Below are 17,296 nucleotides of genomic sequence, written 5' to 3'. Positions count from 1 at the left end.
GGAGTTAGGGGTGGGGGTATCTCGGCTGCCGACGTCACCGCATGCTCGCCGGGTTTACCCCAACACGACGTTGGCGGATGATTCCGGCAGGTCCTCGCCGAAGGCGCGCTGGTAGAACTCGGCCACGACCGAGCGCTCGAGTTCGTCGCACTTGTTGAGGAAGGTCAGGCGGAAGGCCATGCCGACATCGCCGAAGATCTCGGCGTTCTCGGCCCAGGTGATGACCGTGCGCGGGCTCATGACCGTCGACAGGTCGCCGTTGACGAAGGCCGAGCGCGTCATGTCGGCGACTCGGACCATCTTGTTGACGATCTCCTTGCCCTTGGCGTCGCGGTAGTGCTTGGCCTTGGCGACGACGATGTTCACTTCGTTGTCGTGCGGCAGGTAGTTCAGCGTAGTCACGATCGACCAGCGGTCCATCTGCGCCTGGTTGATCTGCTGCGTGCCGTGATAGAGACCGGTGGTGTCGCCGAGGCCGACCGTGTTGGCGGTGGCGAACAGGCGGAATGCCGGGTGCGGGCGGATGACGCGGCTCTGGTCGAGGAGCGTCAGCCGGCCGGAGGATTCGAGCACGCGCTGGATGACGAACATCACGTCGGGACGGCCGGCATCGTATTCGTCGAAGACGAGCGCGACGTTGTGCTGGTAGGCCCAGGGCAGGATGCCGTCGCGGAATTCGGTGACCTGCATGCCTTCCTTGACGACGATGGCATCCTTGCCGACGAGGTCGATACGGCTGACGTGGCTGTCGAGGTTGACGCGCACGCAGGGCCAGTTGAGGCGGGCCGCGACCTGCTCGATATGGGTCGACTTGCCGGTGCCGTGATAGCCCGAGACCATGACGCGGCGGTTGTAGGCGAAGCCGGCGAGGATCGCCATCGTGGTCGCCTTGTCGAACAGATAGTCGGGATCGATATCCGGGACATGTTCGCTGGCAACCGAATAGGCCGGCACGACCATCTTCGAATCGAACCCGAAGGTGTCTTTCACCGACACCGTCGTGTCGGGCAAGTTGGCAATGTCGCGATCGACCTTGTTCATGACCTCTCCACGCGCGCAGCCTCAGCTACGCCGGCAATCGAAATTTCTTCGCGGGCGGTCTTAATGCCTTTTCCAGCCGGAGGATAGTTGGAAAAAGGCCGCGCCCGCGGCTGGCTCAACACAATCCCGCCTGCTTGAGCACGCGGTAGGCCTGGAGCACATCCCTGAAGCGCTCCTCGGAGCCGCGGTCGCCGCCATTGGCGTCGGGGTGGTGACGCTTCACCAATTCCTTGTAGCGCGCCTTGATGTCGGCGCCGGTGGCCTTCGAATCGAGGCCGAGCGTCTCCAGCGCCTTGGCTTCGAGGGGTTTCGCCTTGCGCTGGCGCGTCGTGCCCTGGCCGCCGAACATGTTGAACGGGTCGCGCATGCGGGCGTAGTAGCCGGCGCGGCCCGAGCGCTGCTGGGCGAAATCGGGCGCCGAGCGCGCCGAACTGTTGCCGCCCATGGTCCAGGTCGGGCGGTGGCCGGTCAGCGCCTCCTTCTGGAAGCGTGCGATCTCGCTGTCGGCGAGGCCGGAGAAATAGTTGAAGCCCTTGTTGTACTCGCGCACGTGGTGGAAGCAGAATTTGAAATACTGCCCCTCGGCCATGCGACCGACCGGGGCGCGATGCGTGCCGGGCTCGTTGCAGCCGTCCCACTGGCAGAGCGGCGCGCGCGCCTTGGCCTCCGCTTCCGGATCGGGCCGGACGCGGATCTTGTCGAAATATTTCGGGTTCGGCTTCATCTGATGACATTTACCGCCTGAACGAGCGGCGAAACAAGAATTGACATTTCCAGGATGATCGCCCTAACCCCTGATTTGCGGCCCAATCGAGCCCGAAGGCTGTGATTGGTGGCGACGAAGACACATGTGGTGAAAGGTGAGCCCGATGTCCATACAAGCGTCCATCGAAGACAAGCTCAACAAGGCATTTCTGCCAGAGCGCCTTGCCGTCATCAACGAAAGCCACCTGCACGCAGGCCATCACCATGTCGACGGCGGCCATGAAGCGGTTTTCGACGGCTCCGGCGAGACGCATTTCCGCATCCGCATCGTTGCGCCCGCCTTTGCCGGTATGAGCCGCATCGACCGTCACCGTGCCGTCAACGAGGCGCTGGCCGCCGAGTTGAAGGCCGGCCTGCACGCACTCGCCATCGAGCCTGCGGCGCCAGGTGAAGCGACACGCTGGTAGACCGAAACCGCTCCCCCGTCCTGGCGCCTGATCGGCTAGCTGTCGGCCGTAACCAGCGGCGCGCCAGTTCACGGGCCAGCGCGACGATCATACGATCCGCCGGATCGGCATGGGACTCGCCAGGCAACGCGTCCCAGTCCTCCACGCCGACCGGCTCGAACGGATCGTCATAGCGAAGCGCCGACCCCTTCAGCACATCCAAGGGTTTGCGGCCCTTTTCGTCGATGCGCCGGATCTCCAGCTTCGGCTTGCCATGGTCGGTGACGATCAGCGGCTCGCCTGTGGCCTCGATCTCACGGAAATATTCGAGCGCTTTTGCCGTGAACTCGGATTTGGAAACGCGAGTGGTCATCGCACCCCTGCGTGGCAAACAACATAGCGCAATCATGACCATGGTCACGACTTTGGCGATCCCGGCTGCGGCTCCACCGTCGCCGGCCTGATGCGGATGCGCGCCAGCCGGTTCTTGTCGCGCTTCATGACGATGAAGCGCTTGCCATGGAAGGTGAAGGCCTGCTTCTCCTCCGGGATCGACTGGGTCTCGTGGATGACGAGGCCGGCGATCGTCGTCGCCTCGTCGTCGGGCAGGTGCCAGTCGAGGGCGCGGTTGAGGTCGCGGATCGGCACGGACCCGTCGACGACCACGGAGCCGTCGGACTCCTGCTTGACGCCCTGGACGTCGATGTCGTGCTCGTCGGCAATCTCGCCGACGATCTCCTCGATGATGTCTTCGAGCGTCACCAGCCCTTCGACCTCGCCATATTCGTCGACGACGATGGCGAAGTGCTGCTTGCGCCGCAGGAAGGCGTTGAGCTGATCCTGCAGGGTAGTGGTGTCGGGCACGAACCAGGGCTTGGACGCCACCTTGAGCACGTCGACCCTGGCGTAGTCGCCCTCGACCTCGTTGAGGGCGCGCAGCAGGTCCTTGGCGTGGATGACGCCGACGATGTTGTCGATGGTGCCGCGCCACAGCGGCATGCGCGTATAGGGGCTCTGCAGCATTTCGCGGACCAGCGCTTCCGGCGCGATGTCGGCGTTGTACAGCCGCATGTTGGTGCGGTGGACCATCACGTCGGAGACTTCGAGCTCGCGCAGGTCGAGCAGGCCGCCGACCTGGTCGCGGTCCTGTTTCACCACGTGCCCCTCGCGGTGGAACTCGTCCACCGCACCGCGCAGTTCGTCATGCGCCGAACGCTGCGGCGTCAGCGCGACGATCTCGTAGCCGAGGGCCGCCAGCAGCCTGTGGCGGAACGCCAGAAAGGCCAGGATCAGCCCGGCCAGAACCGCCGCGACGATCCAGCCGGCAGCGCTCATCCCGGGTGATTCTCCTTGAGGAAGGACAGAACTTCGGAGGCCGGCACGTCCTTGGCGATGAAGGACTGGCCGATGCCGTGCGTCAGGATGAAGGTGAGCGCACCGCGCGTGACCTTCTTGTCTTGGGTGATGTAGCCGAACAGCGCATCGGCATCCGGCAGGCTGCCGGGGATGTCTGACATGCGCCACGGCAGGCCGACATCGCGCAGATGCGCCTCGACGCGTGCCGCGGCGTCGGGGCTCGCGAGATTGAGGCGGGCCGAGAAGCGGTGCGCCAGCGCCATGCCGATGGCGACGCCCTCGCCATGGACGAGCCGGGCGCCGTCATAGGCGGTGGCCGCCTCCAGCGCATGACCGAAGGTGTGGCCGAGATTGAGCAAGGCGCGGTCGCCGGTCTCGAATTCGTCGCGGGCGACGACGTCGGCCTTGGCGCGGCAGGACCGGGCGATGGCCTCGGTGCGGGCCGGACCGCCGGCGAACACCTCCTGCCAGTTCTTTTCGAGCCAGGCGAAGAAGTCGGGCCGATCGATGAGCCCGTATTTGGCGACCTCGGCATAGCCGGCGCGGAACTCGCGCGCGGGCAGCGTGTCGAGGGCGTCGGTATCGGCCAGCACCAGCTTCGGCTGGTGGAAGACGCCGACCAGGTTCTTGCCGCGGGGGCTGTTGATGCCGGTCTTGCCGCCGACGGAGGAATCGACCTGCGCGAGCAGCGAGGTCGGCATCTGCACGAAGTTCATGCCGCGGCGGACGATGCCGGCGGCGAAGCCCGTCAGGTCGCCGATGACGCCGCCGCCGAGCGCGATCACCGCGTCGCCGCGTTCGAGCCGCGCGGCCAGGATCGCGTCGACCACCGCCTGCAGGTGCTCGAAGCTTTTTGTCTTTTCGCCGGCGGGAAGCTTGATGACCGCAGGTGCGTTGCCCGTCGCCGCGAGGCTTTCGACCAGCGGCTCGAGATGGGCCGCGGCCACGTTCTCGTCGGTGACGATTGCCGAGCGCGCCTTGGGCAGGCGCCGCTGGATCAGTTCGCCGCCCTGCGCGATCAGCCCCGGGCCGATGAGGATGTCGTAGGCGCGGTCGCCGAGCCCGACTTCGACTGTGACCGTGCCCGTCATTCGTGATCCTCCGAAGCATCAGAGACGTGGATCCGGACGGACACGCCGAGATGGTTGCATAGCGTCTCGATCACCTCGCCGGCGATCGCTTCCTTGCGGTCGTCGCGCGTCGGCACGGTGAGGTCGGCCAGCGCGTAGACCGGGTAGCGCTCGTCCATCAGCTTGGCGAGCACGGCGCGCGGATCAGCATTCTGCAGCAGCGGCCGGTTCTGCTTCTTGGAAACGCGCTCCATCAGAAGGTCGAGTTCCGCCTTCAGCCACACCGAGACGCCGTGGGCGGCGATCGCCGCCCGGGTCTGGGCGTTCATGAAGGCGCCGCCGCCGGTCGACAGCACCTGCGGTCCGCTCTCCAGCACCCGGCCGATGACCCGCTGCTCCAGCGCCCTAAACTCGGCCTCGCCGTAGCGCTCGAAGAGTTCCGGGATGGTCATGCGCGACACCGCCTCGATCTCGTGGTCGCTGTCGACGAAACCGAGGCCGAGCGCCTGGGCGACCTTGCGGCCGATGGCGGTCTTGCCCGCCCCCATCAACCCGACGAAAACGATGGAACGGGTGCCGAGCCGCTCGAGCAGCGCGGCGCTGGAGCCGTCGGGCGATGGGTTGTGCGCGTCGGGTGTCATGGCTTCCCTTTCGTCGGCGTATCGACATGAAAAGCCCCGTTGCGTCAAGCGCATGCGCCGTTCCAACCTTGAAATGGCGCGAGCGCCGTCCCATAAGGGCACACGACTCACCGATACCGCGACTTAGGGCAGACGGGCGAACACATCGATGCCGACGCTTTTCCGGTTCCTTGTCACGCTCGCGGTCCTGGCGGGCATCGCCTACGGCGCCATGGTCGCGCTGGTGATGTTCGTCGAGCCGAAGAAGGCCGAGATTTCGGTCCGCATCCCGCCCGAGAAGCTCACCCCGAAGAAATGAACAGCGGCGCGCGCATCGAGGCCTTCCTCGAAATGATGGCTGCCGAGCGCGGCGCCGCCGACAACACGCTGGCGAGCTACCGCCGCGACCTCGAGGACGCCTCCGATCATCTCGGCGGCCGCCTCGCCGACGCCGACGCCGCCGGCATCCGCGACTATCTCGACAACCTGGCCGGCCGCGGCTTCGCCACGACGTCGCAGGCGCGCAGGCTGTCGGCACTGCGCCAGTTCTTCCGCTTCCTCTATGCCGAAGGCCTGCGCGGCGACGATCCCACCGGTATCGTCGACAGTCCGAAGAAGGACCGCGCCCTGCCCAAGACGATGAGCGAAGGCGACACGGGCCGCCTGCTCGATCGCGCGGCCAGCGAGGCAGCAAGTCCGGAGACGGCAGGAACGGACGGCCTGGCCGCCGCGCGCCTGCATGCGCTCGTCGAAGTGCTCTATGCCACCGGCCTGCGCGTCTCGGAGCTCGTCAGCCTGCCGCTGACGGTGGCGCTGCGCGACGAGCGCTTCTTCGTCGTGCGCGGCAAGGGCGACAAGGAACGCATGGTTCCGCTTTCGGCCAAGGCGCGTGACGCGATGCGGCGCTGGCTGGAAGAGCGCAACGCCAATGCCAGGCTCGCCGAAAGCCCGTTCCTGTTTCCCGCCGCGTCCGAAAGCGGGCACCTGCCCCGCCAGGTCTTCGCCCGCGACCTCAAGGGACTGGCCGCCCGCACCGGCATTCCGGCGGCCAAGATATCGCCGCACGTGCTGCGCCACGCGTTTGCAAGTCATCTGCTGCAGAACGGGGCCGATTTGCGCGCCGTGCAGCAATTGCTCGGCCATTCCGACATCTCGACCACCCAGATCTACACGCATGTTCTGGAAGAACGGCTGTTGAAACTGGTCAACGAGCATCACCCGCTTGCCGATTAGGGCCCATATCGCTATGTGAGTGCCTCGTTCCGCTGGCGCGGCGCTACAAATTCCGGCGCCCCGGCGCCCCTATTTAAGCGTGGTAGTCTGCTCGCCAATGTACAATTACCTCGATTTCGAAAAGCCGGTTGCCGACCTCGAAGGCAAAATCCTCGAGCTCAAGAAGCTCGCCGAGAACGGCGAGGCGGTCGACGTCGGCGAGGAGATCAAGCGGCTGGAGAAGCGTTCGCGCGATGCGCTGCGCGATGCCTACAAGGCGCTGACGCCGTGGCAGAGGGTGCAGGTGGCACGCCATCCCGACCGCCCGCACTGCCTCGATTACGTCAGGGCCCTGTTCACCGACTTCACCATGCTCGCCGGCGACCGCGCCTTCGGCGAGGACGCAGCCATGATCGGCGGCTTCGCCCGTTTCCGCGGCGAGCCGGTGCTGGTGCTCGGCCAGGAGAAGGGCTCCGACACCAAGAGCCGCCTCAAGCACAATTTCGGCTCGGTGCGCCCCGAGGGCTACCGCAAGGCCGTGCGCCTGATGGAAATGGCCGACCGCTTCAAGATCCCCGTCGTCATGCTGGTCGACACCGCCGGCGCCTATCCCGGCGTCGGCGCCGAGGAGCGCGGCCAGGCCGAGGCCATCGCCCGCTCGACCTCCGCCTGCCTGGCCCTCAAGGTGCCCTCGATCGCCGTCGTCATCGGCGAAGGCGGCTCCGGCGGCGCGATCGCCATCGCCACCGCCAACCGGGTGTTCATGCTCGAACATGCCATCTACTCGGTCATCTCGCCGGAAGGTGCTGCCTCGATCCTCTGGCGCGACACGACGCGTTCCAAGGACGCGGCGACCAACATGAAGATCACCGCGCAGGACCTGCTCGACCTCAAGATCATCGACCAGATCATCAACGAACCCCTTGGCGGGGCGCACCGCAACGCGGAAGCCGTGATCTCGGCCACCGGCGACCTGATCGCCAAGACGCTCAAGGACTTCGCCGGCTCCAACGTCGACTTCCGCGAGCAGCGCCGCGAGAAATACCTGTCGATCGGCCGCAGCCTCTGATTGCGTCAGCTGTGGCCAAAGCTGGCCACGGCACCTTTTCGCCACAAAATCGCCGCCTCGCCAAGTTCAATGAACCTGCCGTGATTTTGCGCGTGGGGACGGGCAGAAACTTGCGGTAAGGAATTATCAAGGTTAACGACCTTAAGGTCGAAGCAAACCAGGACGGGCCGGAGCCGATGGCGTGCACCCGCCACGGCCGAAATTGAGACGATTCTAGTTCCGATGATTGCCAGCATCACACGCGCCGGACTGCTTGTCGCCGCACTCGCGGTCGGCGGATGTTCGGAATCCGCCATCAACGACTTCGCTCCCAAGAACAAGGGGCTGTCGGAGAAGGTTCTCTCCGAGATGAAGACCAAGGGCATGACGCGCTCGTCGCCGATCATGGCCCGCATCTTCAAGGAAGAGGGCAAGCTCGAGATCTGGAAGCAGAAGACCAACGGGCGCTACGACATCATCGCCAGCTACGACATCTGCAAATGGTCGGGCAAGCTCGGCCCGAAATTCACCGAAGGCGACCGGCAGGCGCCCGAAGGCTTCTATTCGGTGCGGCCGTCGCAGATGAACCCGAATTCGAGCTACTATCTGTCGTTCAACATCGGCTACCCGAATGCCTACGACCGCGCCAACGGGCGCACCGGCACGAACCTGATGGTGCACGGCGCCTGCTCCTCGGCCGGCTGCTATTCGATGACCAACGAGCAGATCGACGACATCTACGCCTTCGGTCTCGAAGCCTTCAAGGGCGGGCAGACGGAGTTCCAGATCCAGGCCTACCCCTTCCGCATGACCGCCGCCAACATGGCGCGCTACCGCAGCGACCCGAACTATGCGTTCTGGCAGATGCTGAAGGAGGGCTACGACCACTTCGAGATCACCAAGGTTCCGCCCAAGGTCGACGTCTGCGAGAAGCGCTATGTCTTCAACCGCACGCCCGACGCCGGCGCGGCCTTCAGCCCGACCGGCGCGTGCCCGGCGTCGACGCAGCCGCAGGGGCTGATGTCCGCCTACCAGGCCTACCAGACCAAGTACGAGGCCGCCTTCGCCAGCGCCACGCGCGGCAGCGCCGAAGCCGTCAAGCCGTCGATCGTCGGCGTCCAGGAGGCCAACCTCGTTTCCGACTGGAGCAAGCGGCGGGCCCGCGGCGAACGCGTGACCATCGAACCGCCGTCCATGGCGCATGACGGGACCGTCACCCAGACGGACCGGATGGGCCGGATCGACTCGCCCGAGGGCCGCAGGATGGCGGCGCTGGATGCCGAGGCGGCCGCAAAGAAGAAGGCGGCCGAGGAAAAGGCGGCGGCAGCGGCAGCGGCGAAAGCCGCCAAGATCGCCGCCCAGCAGCAGAAGGCCGCAGCCGCGGCTGCACCGGCCCCGGTCGCCGAAGCGCCTGCCCAGGCCGCCCAGGCGGCTGCTGCCGAGGACGGCAGCGCCGCCTCCAAGCTGAAGAAGAAGCTGCTCGGCCTGTTCGGCAGCTGAGCGACGTGAGCGAAACGACGCAAATCTACGACCTCAGGGGGCTCAACTGCCCCCTGCCGGTGCTGAAGGCCAAGCGGCGCCTGGCCGACATGGCGGCGGGCAGCCGGCTGTGGCTGGAGACGACCGACCCGCTTGCCGTGATCGACATCCCCGCCTTCTGCCAGGACACCGGCCACACCCTGGTCGAGACGATGGCGGTCGCCGGCGGCCACCGCTTCCTGGTGGAACGGGGCGGCTGAGCGTCCGAGGACGCACGACAAGCCATTCGGCAAATCCTACCGGCCGGCGATCGCCAGCGGATTGTTTTCCATGGCCTCGCGGTCGGGCGTGTCGATCGCCGGCTTGTTGACGAAGGCCGCAAACAGCCGCTCGACATAGTCGCGCGGCAGGTCGATGCCGATCAGCACCAGGCGCGTGCCGCGGACGGCGTCCGGCCAGGACGGCAGGCGTGCCGGCGGATGCAGCAGCTTCTGCACCCCGTGGATGACCAGCGGCCGCGACGGATCCTCGGCGAGCTCGACGATGCCCTTGATGCGCAACAGCTTGTCGCCCTGGGTCGACAAGAGCAGGTCGAGGAACATCTCGACGGTCGAAAAGGGCAACGCGCCACTATGCACCAGCGTGAAGGTGCCGACACGCGCGTCATGCTGATGCGCGTGGTCGTGCTCGTGACCATGGCCGTGGTGATGATGCGCGTGTTCGGCGGCCTCGCCCAGCCAGCGGCGGACGTCGGCGGTCTTGGTGGCTGGATCGTAGAGGCCGCATTGCAGGAGCTGCGCCACGCCCGCGCCCGCCGGGCGGATTTCGGCGCCGGGATTGATGCGGCGCAGCCGGTCCGCGAGCGCGTCGATCCATGCGGCATCGTCGACCAGGTCGGACTTGGTGAGCATGAGGCGGTCGGCTACGGCCACCTGCTTGACCGCCTCGACATGGGCGTCGAGCGTGGCGGCCCCGTTGACCGCGTCGACGACCGTGACGACGCCATCCAGCCGGAAGGCATGCACCAGCGCCGGATGCCCCATGATCGACTGCAGTACCGGCACCGGGTCGGCAAGGCCGGTGGTCTCGATCACCACGCGTGCCAGCCGCTGGATGCGGCCGGTCTGCAGGCGGTCGACCAGGTCGGCCAGCGTGTCGACGAGCTCGCCGCGCACCGTGCAGCACAGGCAGCCGTCGGAAAGCTCGATCACGCCGTCGGAGGCCTTCTCGACCAGCAGGTGGTCGATGGCGACGTCGCCGAACTCGTTGATGATGACGGCCGTGTCGGTGAGCGCCGGATCCTTGAGCAGGCTGTTGAGCAGCGTGGTCTTGCCGGCGCCGAGGAAACCCGTCAGCACCGACACCGGGATGGGGAATGCGGCCTGCGGGTTCACGACCGGACCTTGGTCGCCTGGGCCTCGACGGCGGGCGCCGCCCCGTCCGGGGCCGGCATGTCCGGCCGCCAGGTCGGCAGCGGCACGTCGGCATATTCGACCGGATCGCGGCCGGCGAGAGCCTTCGGCACGGGTCCGTTGGCGCCCCCGAGCGCGACGGCGACCCAGACGCGCTCGCGCGTCATCTCGGGAATGATCGAGACCTTTTCCGGCGCAACGCTCGCCTCGGCTTTCCCCGCCTCGGCCTTCTCCGGCGCGGCACCCGCCTCTGTCGGCGCCGGGCCGTCGGAGGCGACGGCCTTGGCCTTGGGCGAGCAGACCTGTTCGCGCATGCTGGTGGCGATCGCGCGATCGTCGCCATAGGGCGCAAGCCCGGCGACGGTTACCGAACTGCCGGTGCGGCCGAAGCCGCCCTGCAGCAGCTCTGCGGCTTCCTCGGCGCGGTCGTCGGGGGAGCCCGCGCCGAGCACGATGGCGGCAAGCGTCCGGCCGTCGCGGGTCGCCGACGCGATCAGGTTGAAGCCGGATTCACAGACGAAGCCCGTCTTCATGCCGTCGGTTCCCGGGAAGCGGCCTACCAGGGGATTGAAGTTCTTCAGCTTCTTCTTGCCGGCGACGATGCCTTCGATGTTGAAGTAAGAGGCGTATTGCGGGAATTCCAGCCTGATCGCCCGGACCAGGATCGCGAGATCGCGCGCCGTCGTGTACTGGTCGGGCTCGTGCAGGCCGTTGGCGTTGACCCAATGGCTGTCGGCCATGCCCAGCCGCTGCGCCTCGGCGTTCATGCGGTCGGCGAAGGCCTCCTGCGACCCGCCGACATTCTCGCCGATGGCGGCGGCAATATCGTTGGCGGACTTGACCATGATGATCTTGATGGCGTTGTCGAGGGTCAGCACCGAGCCCGGCTTGTAGCCCATCTTGCTGGGCGGCATCGACGCCGCCTTCTTGCTGACCTTGATCGGCGAATCGAGCGCCAGTTCTCCCGCCTGAACGGCGCGGAACGCGGTGTATGCGGTCATCAGCTTGGTGAGCGAGGCCGGATGCCAGCGCTTGAAGGCGTCCTGATGCTCGATCACGGCGCCGGTGTTGACGTCGAAAAGCAGGGCCGGATTGGCTGCGGCGGGGGCTGCGCCGATCGCGGTTGCGGCCATCAGGCCGATCACGATGCTCCTGACGAACTCAATCTTCATCATCTAATCCGAAATCGCCTCTTGCCGATCATAACCGGCCGTCCATAAGATTTCCGTAAACCGGGATGGGAACGCTCGAGCCGGTCAAAGCCTGGCATCGGCGTCGCCGCCGCTGCTAAATAGCCTATGTGACGCCAAGATGGCAGAGCTTGCGCGATCACAATTGCGAATCCGGGAACCTTGCGGTTCCCCCCAGACAGGAAGCCGAGACAAAACATGCCGATCCTGAACCGAGCAGCGGAAATGCAGGAAGAGATCGCCGGCTGGCGCCGCCACCTGCACCAGAAGCCGGAGCTGAACTTCGACGTCTTCGAGACCGCCGATTTCGTCACGGCCAAGCTCAAGGAGTTCGGCTGCGACGAGATCGTGACCGGCCTCGGCAAGACCGGCGTGGTCGGCCTCATCAGGGGCAGCCTCGGCGCCGGCGGCGTGGTCGGCCTGCGCGCCGACATGGACGCACTGCCGATCGAGGAGATCGCCGGCAAGCCCTATGCCTCCAAGGTGCCGGGCAAAATGCATGCCTGCGGCCACGACGGCCACACGGCCATGCTCCTGGGAGCCGCCAAATATCTTGCCGAGACGCGCAACTTCGCCGGCGCGGTGGCCGTCATCTTCCAGCCCGCCGAGGAAGGCGGCGGCGGCGGCAACGAGATGGTCAAGGACGGCATGATGGAGCGCTTCGGCATCCAGAAGGTGTTCGGCATGCACAACATGCCGAGCCTGCCGGTCGGCCAGTTCGCCATCCGCCCGGGCCCGATCATGGCGGCGACGGCCGAGTTCACCATCACCGTCAAGGGCAAGGGCGGGCATGCGGCGATCCCGCATCGCGCCATCGACCCGATCGTCGCCGGCAGCCAGCTGGTGGCGGCCCTGCAGACCATCGCCGCGCGCTCGACCGACCCGGCCGAAGCCATCGTCGTCTCGGTGACCAAGTTCAACGCCGGAACCGCCTACAACATCATCCCCGAGCAGGCGATGCTGGCCGGCACCGTGCGGACGCTCAAGAAGGACGTGGCGAAGATGGCCGAGGAGCGCATGGGCGCCATCTGCCGCGGCGTGGCGGAGGCCACGGGCACGGAAATCGAACTCGACTACGACGCCAACTATCCGGTCACCTTCAACCATCCCGAGGAAACGGTCTTCGCCGGCGACGTGGCCGCCGGGATCGCCGGCGACGCGCAGGTGCACCGGGCCATTCAGCCGCTCATGGGCGGCGAGGACTTCTCCTACATGCTGGAGGCGCGCCCCGGCGCGTTCATCTTCATCGGCAACGGCGACAGCGCCAACCTCCACCATCCCGCCTACGACTTCAACGACGAGGTGATTCCGCACGGCGTGAGCTATTGGGTGCGGCTGGCCGAGACGGCGCTGGCGAACTGACCGCTGCATAGAGAAATGCGGGACCGGCCTGAACTTGGCCGGCCTCGCCAAAAACCGTTGGCGAATCCGTTCGAAGCCGCTATGTGTGCAGCCGAGTGGTCCCGTAGCTCAGTAGGATAGAGCGGCAGATTCCTAATCTGTAGGTCACAGGTTCGATTCCTGTCGGGATCACCATACGGTCATCTTCACAAGACAACCGACCAGCGGGCGGGACCGTGGCCTCGCGCAGCTACGGCCGCACAAGGGCATGCGAGCCGCAGCACGATCGGCGCCGGCACCTCCTTGGTACCGACGCCCGGCTTGCGGCTCTCAAGATCTGAAATCAGGCCAGGATCCCGTTCTTCTTCGCCGTCCAGGTGGCGATGTAGTCCATCAGGGCCGGGGAGAGACAGTCGTACGGCGCGAGGCCAAGCTCGTTGAGTCTTTTGCGGATACCGTCCATCGCCGACGGGTCGACGCCGGCTTCGATGACCGAAGAGACGAAGGCCGCAAAGCCCGGCGCCGACCAGCCTGCCTCCTGGAAGCGCTCCGGATGGATGAAGTCGAGCCCCTTGAACGGATGATCGCGCTCGACCGGGCCGTACATGTGGACACCGCATTCGGTGCAAGCATGGCGCTGAATCAAAGCGCTCGGGTCGACCACCGCGAGCTTGTCGCCGTTTTCGATCACCTCGACATTCTCGTGGCCCGTGACCGCGACGATCGAAAACGTCGCACCGTCCGGCTTCCAGCATTTGGTGCAGCCGCAGGCGTGGTTGTGGGCGACGTCGCCTTTGACCCTCACCTTCACGGGCCGATCGACGCAGGCGCAGACCAGGGTTCCGCCGGCAAAGCTGCCCGTTCCCGGCTTGACGCCACGATCGATCGCAGGGTGCAAAGATTTCATGTTCTCCTCCATTGCCGGGGCATGCTTCGGCTGGCGGGCCCGGCTGACCGCAGCCAAGATCAGACTAAGCAAGCCATGCGGGTCAGAACAGGACGACCGATCGGATGGACTTGCCCTCGTGCATCAGGTCGAAGGCGGTGTTGCTCTCGTCCAGCGGCATCGTGTGGGTGATGAGATCGTCGATGTTGATCTTGCCCTCCATGTACCAGTCGACGATCTTTGGCTCGTCGGTGCGTCCCCCGCGCCTCCAAACTCCGTGTCCTTCCAGACCCGGCCGGTGACCAGCTGGAACGGACGGGTAGCGATTCCCTTGCCCGCCTCGGCGACGCCGACGATGATCGCCCCCCAGCTGCGATGGCAGCATTCGAGCGCCAGGCACATGACGTCGGTGTTGCCGGTCGCGTCGAACGGGTGGTCTGCACCGCCGTTGGTCAGTGCTGGATCGCCTGCACAACCTTGTCGTTGCCGATCTCGCGCGGAAAGACAAAATGGGTCATTCCGAGCCTGCGCGCCATATCTATCTTTGCGGGATTTATATCCACGCCGATGATCTTGCAGGCTCCGACCAATCGGCACCCTGGATGGCATTGAGGCCGATGCCGAAGGCCACGACGCTGGAGCCGGGCCGCACCTTGGCGGAGTAGATCACGGTGCCGATGCCCGTGCCGCCCATTCCCGCGCCGCGCCGTCTTGCGGGGCTCCCCAGGGCAGCCCACCTGGCGAGCAGTCTTGCGAGCCGATGGCCTGTTCAGCCAGCCAGCATGCGGTCGATCTCCAGCACCGTGTGCAGCAGCACCGCCGCGCCGTTGGCGCATTCCTCGGGCGAGGAATATTCCAGTTCGTTGTGCGACAGGCCGTCCTTCGACGGAATGAAGATCATCGCGGTGGGGGCGAGGGCCGCGACATGCGCCGCGTCGTGGCCGCCGCCCGAGACCATCTCAACCGCCGAGAGGCCCAGCGCCCGGGCGCTGCGGCGCACCGCATCGACGCAGCGCGGATCGAACTCGACCGGCGCCTTGTTCCAGATGCGGCTGACCTCGGCTGACGGCGAGACATGCGCGACCTCGTCGCGCAGCGCCTTCTCCATCGCCGCGAGACCGGCTTCGGACGGATGGCGCAGGTCGACCTCGAGACGCACCGCGCCCGGCACCACGTTGCGGGAATTGGGTTCGGCGCGGATGAAGCCGACGGTGCCCACGCCGGGCGCGTTGCGCCTGGCCAGGTCCTGCACGGCGATCACGATGTGCGCCGCGGCCACCAGCGCATCGTCGCGCTGGCCCATGGGCGTGCTGCCGGCATGCGAATCCCTGCCCTTGATGCTGATGTCGAACCAGCGCACCCCCTGCACCCCGGTGACGATGCCGATCTCGGTGGCCGCGGCCTCGAGCGCCGGGCCCTGCTCGATGTGCAGTTCGACATAGGCGGCGAAGTCGGGCCGGCGGGCAAGCTCGCCGCGGAAGCCGATGTCGAGAAGCGCCTGCCCGACGGTCGTGCCCGCCTTGTCCTCGATCGCTTCCACCTGCTCGACGGCGCGCACGCCGGCATAGACGCCCGAGCCCATCATCGCCGGAGAGAAGCGCGAGCCCTCCTCGTTGGTCCAGTTGACCACCGTCAGCGGCCGCCGCAGCCGCATCGACGCCTGGCGCAGGCTGCGGACCAGCTCGACGCCGGCGAGCACGCCGAGAATGCCGTCGAAGCGTCCGCCGCCCGGCTGGGTGTCGAGATGGCTGCCGACGGCAATGGCGTCGAGGCCCATGTCCTCGCCGGGATAGGTCGCGAACATGTTGCCGATGCGGTCGACCTCGACCATGCAGCCCAGCGCGCCGCATTCGGCCGCGAACCATTCGCGGACCTGCCGGTCCGCCTCGGAAAGCGCCAGGCGCGTGACCCCGGTGCTTCCGGATGCGCCGAATTGCGCGGTGGAAACGATGTCGTTCCACAGGCGGCTGCCGTCGATGCTTGCCATGACTTGGGTTCCCGTGTGCTGGAGTGCGGCCGATGGCTTCGCGCCGCTCATTCGGAAGCGGGCTTCGCCTTCGCGTCGAAGCGGTACTTGAAGTCGCAGTGCGAGGCGCCTTCCATCACCGTCTGGGTTCGCTCCAGCGTGATGCGCGGGTCGTAGCCGGTGCAGAACACGCCGTCGCGGTTGCAGGAGAGCAGATGGCCGATATGGCCGAGGTCCATCTCCTTGTAGGTTTCGGCATAGCGGCAGCGCTTGACGTTGTAGTGGAACTCCTCATCGGTGGCCTTCGTGACCTCGATGACGAGCGCATCGTCCTGGGTCCATAGGTCCTGCAGTTCCTGGAAGGTCCGCAGCGTCGTGCCGCCGGGCGTCTTGGCGGCAAAGCTCTTGCCTGCAGCGATCGCCGCCCGCGTGATCGCGGTGTCGAGGATCGACTGCGCAACCTCCTCGCCCAGCCTTTCGCGCATCACCTCGTAGATCGGCGCGATGATGCCCGCCTCGATCTTGCGCCGGGCGAGAATGCCGATCTCGCCGTCCATCGCGGCGCGCGAATCGACCGCCTTGTCCTTTTCCATCTCTGCTTCCCTTCTGCTTGCTCCGGGCGTGCGGTCCGTACCGCAGCCCTTGATCCTACCGATCCCTCAAAAGACGGCCCTTGGCCGGTATGGCCGCACGGCTGCCGGCCTTCCGCAGCGCGTCCCACGCGAGCGCCTGGTTGCTCGTCACCACCGGCTTGCCGATCGCCTGCTCGACCGCCTCGATGATGGCAGAACAGCGCAACGCCGTGCACGACAGGAACACCGCGTCGACGTCGTTCCGCCCGATCTCGACCGCGGCATTGAAGATGTCGCGCGGGTCGATGCGGGCGATGGTGACGTCGCTCTCCTGGCGGAATGTGGCGCGCGCGGCAATCTCGACGCCCTTGCCGGAAAGATAGTCCTCCACCATCACGTTGACGCTCGCCGGATAGGGCGTGACCAGGGCGATGCGGGCGGCGCCGAGCGCCGAGAGCGCCGTCAAGCTGGCGCTGACCGGATCGGTCACCGCGACCCCCGGGCGAGCGCTTCTCACGATCCCGGCGATCCTGTCCGGACCGATGATCATCGAACCCGAGGTGCAGCCGAAGGCCACGACGTCGAGCCTGTCGTCGGGGAGCAGCAGTTCGATGGCCTGCGGCAGGCTGTCGGCCATCGCGGCGAGGCTCGCCGGCGTGAGGTCGCGGGCCATCGGGATGCGGCTGGCATAGACCTCGACACCCGGCAGCGGCAGGAAGCGCCGCACCTCCGGCTCGATCACCGTGTCGTTGGCGAGCACCACCAGACCGATCGCAGCCATCGCGGCCGGACCGCCGTCGAGGCTGCAGGCAAGTGTAGCCCAACCGTCTTCATCGTCGCTGCGCGCTGACATGTGCCGCAACCGCTCCCTATTCCACAATCTGGCAGGCGGAGACCCGCGATGGGCTACCGCCTGTTTCCTGAAGCATGGCCCAACGTGTTAATCGACGAA

General features: G+C 66.5%; 18 protein-coding genes, 1 tRNA gene and 1 pseudogene. 8 read left to right on the top strand and 12 right to left on the bottom strand.

What is annotated here, in order from left to right:
* Positions 1 to 54: 54 nt before the first annotated feature.
* Positions 55 to 1,041 carry a cobaltochelatase subunit CobS gene (gene cobS, locus PV773_RS15760; RefSeq protein WP_347967263.1) on the bottom strand — a complete coding sequence of 329 codons (987 nt, stop codon included), beginning with the start codon at positions 1,039 to 1,041 and terminating at the stop codon, positions 55 to 57.
* A 115-nt stretch (positions 1,042 to 1,156) separates the two neighbouring features.
* Positions 1,157 to 1,765: a J domain-containing protein gene (locus tag PV773_RS15755; protein ID WP_347967262.1), complete on the bottom strand. Its 609-nt coding sequence runs from the start codon at positions 1,763 to 1,765 to the stop codon at positions 1,157 to 1,159.
* A gap of 145 nt (positions 1,766 to 1,910) precedes the next feature.
* On the opposite strand from PV773_RS15755, the gene PV773_RS15750 reads away from it, so the two are divergent.
* Positions 1,911 to 2,213: a BolA family transcriptional regulator gene (locus PV773_RS15750; RefSeq protein ID WP_340040636.1), complete on the top strand. Its 303-nt coding sequence runs from the start codon at positions 1,911 to 1,913 to the stop codon at positions 2,211 to 2,213.
* A 396-nt stretch (positions 2,214 to 2,609) separates the two neighbouring features.
* Here the strand turns inward: PV773_RS15750 and PV773_RS15745 are convergent, their stop codons facing one another.
* The 3 genes from PV773_RS15745 to PV773_RS15735 are packed head-to-tail and all read right to left on the bottom strand — an operon-like array spanning position 2,610 to position 5,259.
* Positions 2,610 to 3,527 carry a transporter associated domain-containing protein gene (locus PV773_RS15745; RefSeq protein ID WP_347967261.1) on the bottom strand — a complete coding sequence of 306 codons (918 nt, stop codon included), beginning with the start codon at positions 3,525 to 3,527 and terminating at the stop codon, positions 2,610 to 2,612.
* Positions 3,524 to 4,639, bottom strand: coding sequence for a 3-dehydroquinate synthase (aroB, locus tag PV773_RS15740; protein WP_347967260.1), 1,116 nt, complete (start codon positions 4,637 to 4,639; stop codon positions 3,524 to 3,526). The genes PV773_RS15745 and aroB overlap by 4 nt, the downstream gene beginning before the upstream one ends.
* Positions 4,636 to 5,259, bottom strand: a complete 624-nt coding sequence (locus PV773_RS15735; protein WP_347967259.1) for a shikimate kinase — start codon at positions 5,257 to 5,259, stop codon at positions 4,636 to 4,638. The genes aroB and PV773_RS15735 overlap by 4 nt, the downstream gene beginning before the upstream one ends.
* Positions 5,260 to 5,407: 148 nt before the next feature.
* Between PV773_RS15735 and PV773_RS15730 the strand changes: the two genes are divergently transcribed.
* From PV773_RS15730 to PV773_RS15710, 5 genes are all read left to right on the top strand, one after another.
* Positions 5,408 to 5,557, top strand: a complete 150-nt coding sequence (locus PV773_RS15730) for a histidine kinase (protein WP_340040646.1) — start codon at positions 5,408 to 5,410, stop codon at positions 5,555 to 5,557.
* A complete protein-coding gene (locus tag PV773_RS15725) occupies positions 5,554 to 6,471 on the top strand; it encodes a site-specific tyrosine recombinase XerD (RefSeq protein ID WP_347967258.1) in 918 nt (305 codons plus the stop codon). Before PV773_RS15730 ends, PV773_RS15725 begins: the two co-directional genes overlap by 4 nt.
* 97 nt (positions 6,472 to 6,568) lie before the next feature.
* Positions 6,569 to 7,519, top strand: coding sequence for an acetyl-CoA carboxylase carboxyltransferase subunit alpha (locus tag PV773_RS15720; RefSeq protein ID WP_347967257.1), 951 nt, complete (start codon positions 6,569 to 6,571; stop codon positions 7,517 to 7,519).
* 222 nt (positions 7,520 to 7,741) lie between these two features.
* Positions 7,742 to 8,998: a murein L,D-transpeptidase family protein gene (locus PV773_RS15715; protein WP_347967256.1), complete on the top strand. Its 1,257-nt coding sequence runs from the start codon at positions 7,742 to 7,744 to the stop codon at positions 8,996 to 8,998.
* A gap of 5 nt (positions 8,999 to 9,003) precedes the next feature.
* Positions 9,004 to 9,237, top strand: coding sequence for a sulfurtransferase TusA family protein (locus tag PV773_RS15710; RefSeq protein WP_347967255.1), 234 nt, complete (start codon positions 9,004 to 9,006; stop codon positions 9,235 to 9,237).
* Between the two features lie 36 nt (positions 9,238 to 9,273).
* Here PV773_RS15710 and PV773_RS15705 read toward each other — a convergent pair whose 3' ends face one another.
* Positions 9,274 to 10,371: a GTP-binding protein gene (locus tag PV773_RS15705; protein WP_347967254.1), complete on the bottom strand. Its 1,098-nt coding sequence runs from the start codon at positions 10,369 to 10,371 to the stop codon at positions 9,274 to 9,276.
* The gene (locus PV773_RS15700) at positions 10,368 to 11,564 is read right to left on the bottom strand and encodes a D-alanyl-D-alanine carboxypeptidase family protein (RefSeq protein WP_347967253.1); all 1,197 of its coding nucleotides are present in this window, start codon (positions 11,562 to 11,564) and stop codon (positions 10,368 to 10,370) included. Before PV773_RS15700 ends, PV773_RS15705 begins: the two co-directional genes overlap by 4 nt.
* A gap of 213 nt (positions 11,565 to 11,777) precedes the next feature.
* On the opposite strand from PV773_RS15700, the gene PV773_RS15695 reads away from it, so the two are divergent.
* Complete coding sequence (locus tag PV773_RS15695; RefSeq protein ID WP_347967252.1) at positions 11,778 to 12,941, top strand: M20 aminoacylase family protein; 1,164 nt, start codon at positions 11,778 to 11,780, stop codon at positions 12,939 to 12,941.
* A 97-nt stretch (positions 12,942 to 13,038) separates the two neighbouring features.
* Positions 13,039 to 13,115: transfer RNA gene (locus PV773_RS15690), tRNA-Arg, on the top strand.
* A gap of 148 nt (positions 13,116 to 13,263) precedes the next feature.
* Here PV773_RS15690 and gfa read toward each other — a convergent pair.
* From gfa to PV773_RS15665, 5 genes and pseudogenes are all read right to left on the bottom strand, one after another.
* Positions 13,264 to 13,827 (bottom strand): S-(hydroxymethyl)glutathione synthase, encoded by a 564-nt coding sequence (gene gfa, locus PV773_RS15685; RefSeq protein ID WP_347967251.1) that lies wholly within the window; start codon positions 13,825 to 13,827, stop codon positions 13,264 to 13,266.
* A gap of 82 nt (positions 13,828 to 13,909) precedes the next feature.
* A pseudogene (locus PV773_RS15680) lies at positions 13,910 to 14,509 on the bottom strand (zinc-binding dehydrogenase); the annotation flags it as partial.
* Positions 14,510 to 14,575: 66 nt separating this feature from the next.
* The gene (locus PV773_RS15675) at positions 14,576 to 15,793 is read right to left on the bottom strand and encodes a Zn-dependent hydrolase (RefSeq protein ID WP_347967250.1); all 1,218 of its coding nucleotides are present in this window, start codon (positions 15,791 to 15,793) and stop codon (positions 14,576 to 14,578) included.
* Positions 15,794 to 15,840: 47 nt separating this feature from the next.
* On the bottom strand, positions 15,841 to 16,365 hold the full coding sequence (locus PV773_RS15670) for an L-2-amino-thiazoline-4-carboxylic acid hydrolase (protein ID WP_347967249.1): 525 nt from the start codon (positions 16,363 to 16,365) through the stop codon (positions 15,841 to 15,843).
* A gap of 55 nt (positions 16,366 to 16,420) precedes the next feature.
* A complete protein-coding gene (locus PV773_RS15665) occupies positions 16,421 to 17,197 on the bottom strand; it encodes an Asp/Glu racemase (RefSeq protein WP_347967248.1) in 777 nt (258 codons plus the stop codon).
* Positions 17,198 to 17,296: the final 99 nt, after the last annotated feature.

Source organism: Mesorhizobium sp. CC13, from assembly GCF_039907765.1.
Classification (GTDB): Bacteria; Pseudomonadota; Alphaproteobacteria; order Rhizobiales; family Rhizobiaceae; genus Aminobacter.
This window is presented reverse-complemented; position numbering and strand designations above follow the sequence as displayed.

What these genes read in the sequence shown, in the direction of transcription:
- cobS (WP_347967263.1), bottom strand. Translation starts at nt 1,041, where the DNA reads ATGAACAAGGTCGATCGCGACATTGCCAACTTGCCCGACACGACGGTG.
- PV773_RS15755 (WP_347967262.1), bottom strand. Translation starts at nt 1,765, where the DNA reads ATGAAGCCGAACCCGAAATATTTCGACAAGATCCGCGTCCGGCCCGAT.
- PV773_RS15750 (WP_340040636.1), top strand. Translation starts at nt 1,911, where the DNA reads ATGTCCATACAAGCGTCCATCGAAGACAAGCTCAACAAGGCATTTCTG.
- PV773_RS15745 (WP_347967261.1), bottom strand. Translation starts at nt 3,527, where the DNA reads ATGAGCGCTGCCGGCTGGATCGTCGCGGCGGTTCTGGCCGGGCTGATC.
- aroB (WP_347967260.1), bottom strand. Translation starts at nt 4,639, where the DNA reads ATGACGGGCACGGTCACAGTCGAAGTCGGGCTCGGCGACCGCGCCTAC.
- PV773_RS15735 (WP_347967259.1), bottom strand. Translation starts at nt 5,259, where the DNA reads ATGACACCCGACGCGCACAACCCATCGCCCGACGGCTCCAGCGCCGCG.
- PV773_RS15730 (WP_340040646.1), top strand. Translation starts at nt 5,408, where the DNA reads ATGCCGACGCTTTTCCGGTTCCTTGTCACGCTCGCGGTCCTGGCGGGC.
- PV773_RS15725 (WP_347967258.1), top strand. Translation starts at nt 5,554, where the DNA reads ATGAACAGCGGCGCGCGCATCGAGGCCTTCCTCGAAATGATGGCTGCC.
- PV773_RS15720 (WP_347967257.1), top strand. Translation starts at nt 6,569, where the DNA reads ATGTACAATTACCTCGATTTCGAAAAGCCGGTTGCCGACCTCGAAGGC.
- PV773_RS15715 (WP_347967256.1), top strand. Translation starts at nt 7,742, where the DNA reads ATGATTGCCAGCATCACACGCGCCGGACTGCTTGTCGCCGCACTCGCG.
- PV773_RS15700 (WP_347967253.1), bottom strand. Translation starts at nt 11,564, where the DNA reads ATGATGAAGATTGAGTTCGTCAGGAGCATCGTGATCGGCCTGATGGCC.
- PV773_RS15695 (WP_347967252.1), top strand. Translation starts at nt 11,778, where the DNA reads ATGCCGATCCTGAACCGAGCAGCGGAAATGCAGGAAGAGATCGCCGGC.
- gfa (WP_347967251.1), bottom strand. Translation starts at nt 13,827, where the DNA reads ATGAAATCTTTGCACCCTGCGATCGATCGTGGCGTCAAGCCGGGAACG.
- PV773_RS15675 (WP_347967250.1), bottom strand. Translation starts at nt 15,793, where the DNA reads ATGGCAAGCATCGACGGCAGCCGCCTGTGGAACGACATCGTTTCCACC.
- PV773_RS15670 (WP_347967249.1), bottom strand. Translation starts at nt 16,365, where the DNA reads ATGGAAAAGGACAAGGCGGTCGATTCGCGCGCCGCGATGGACGGCGAG.
- PV773_RS15665 (WP_347967248.1), bottom strand. Translation starts at nt 17,197, where the DNA reads ATGTCAGCGCGCAGCGACGATGAAGACGGTTGGGCTACACTTGCCTGC.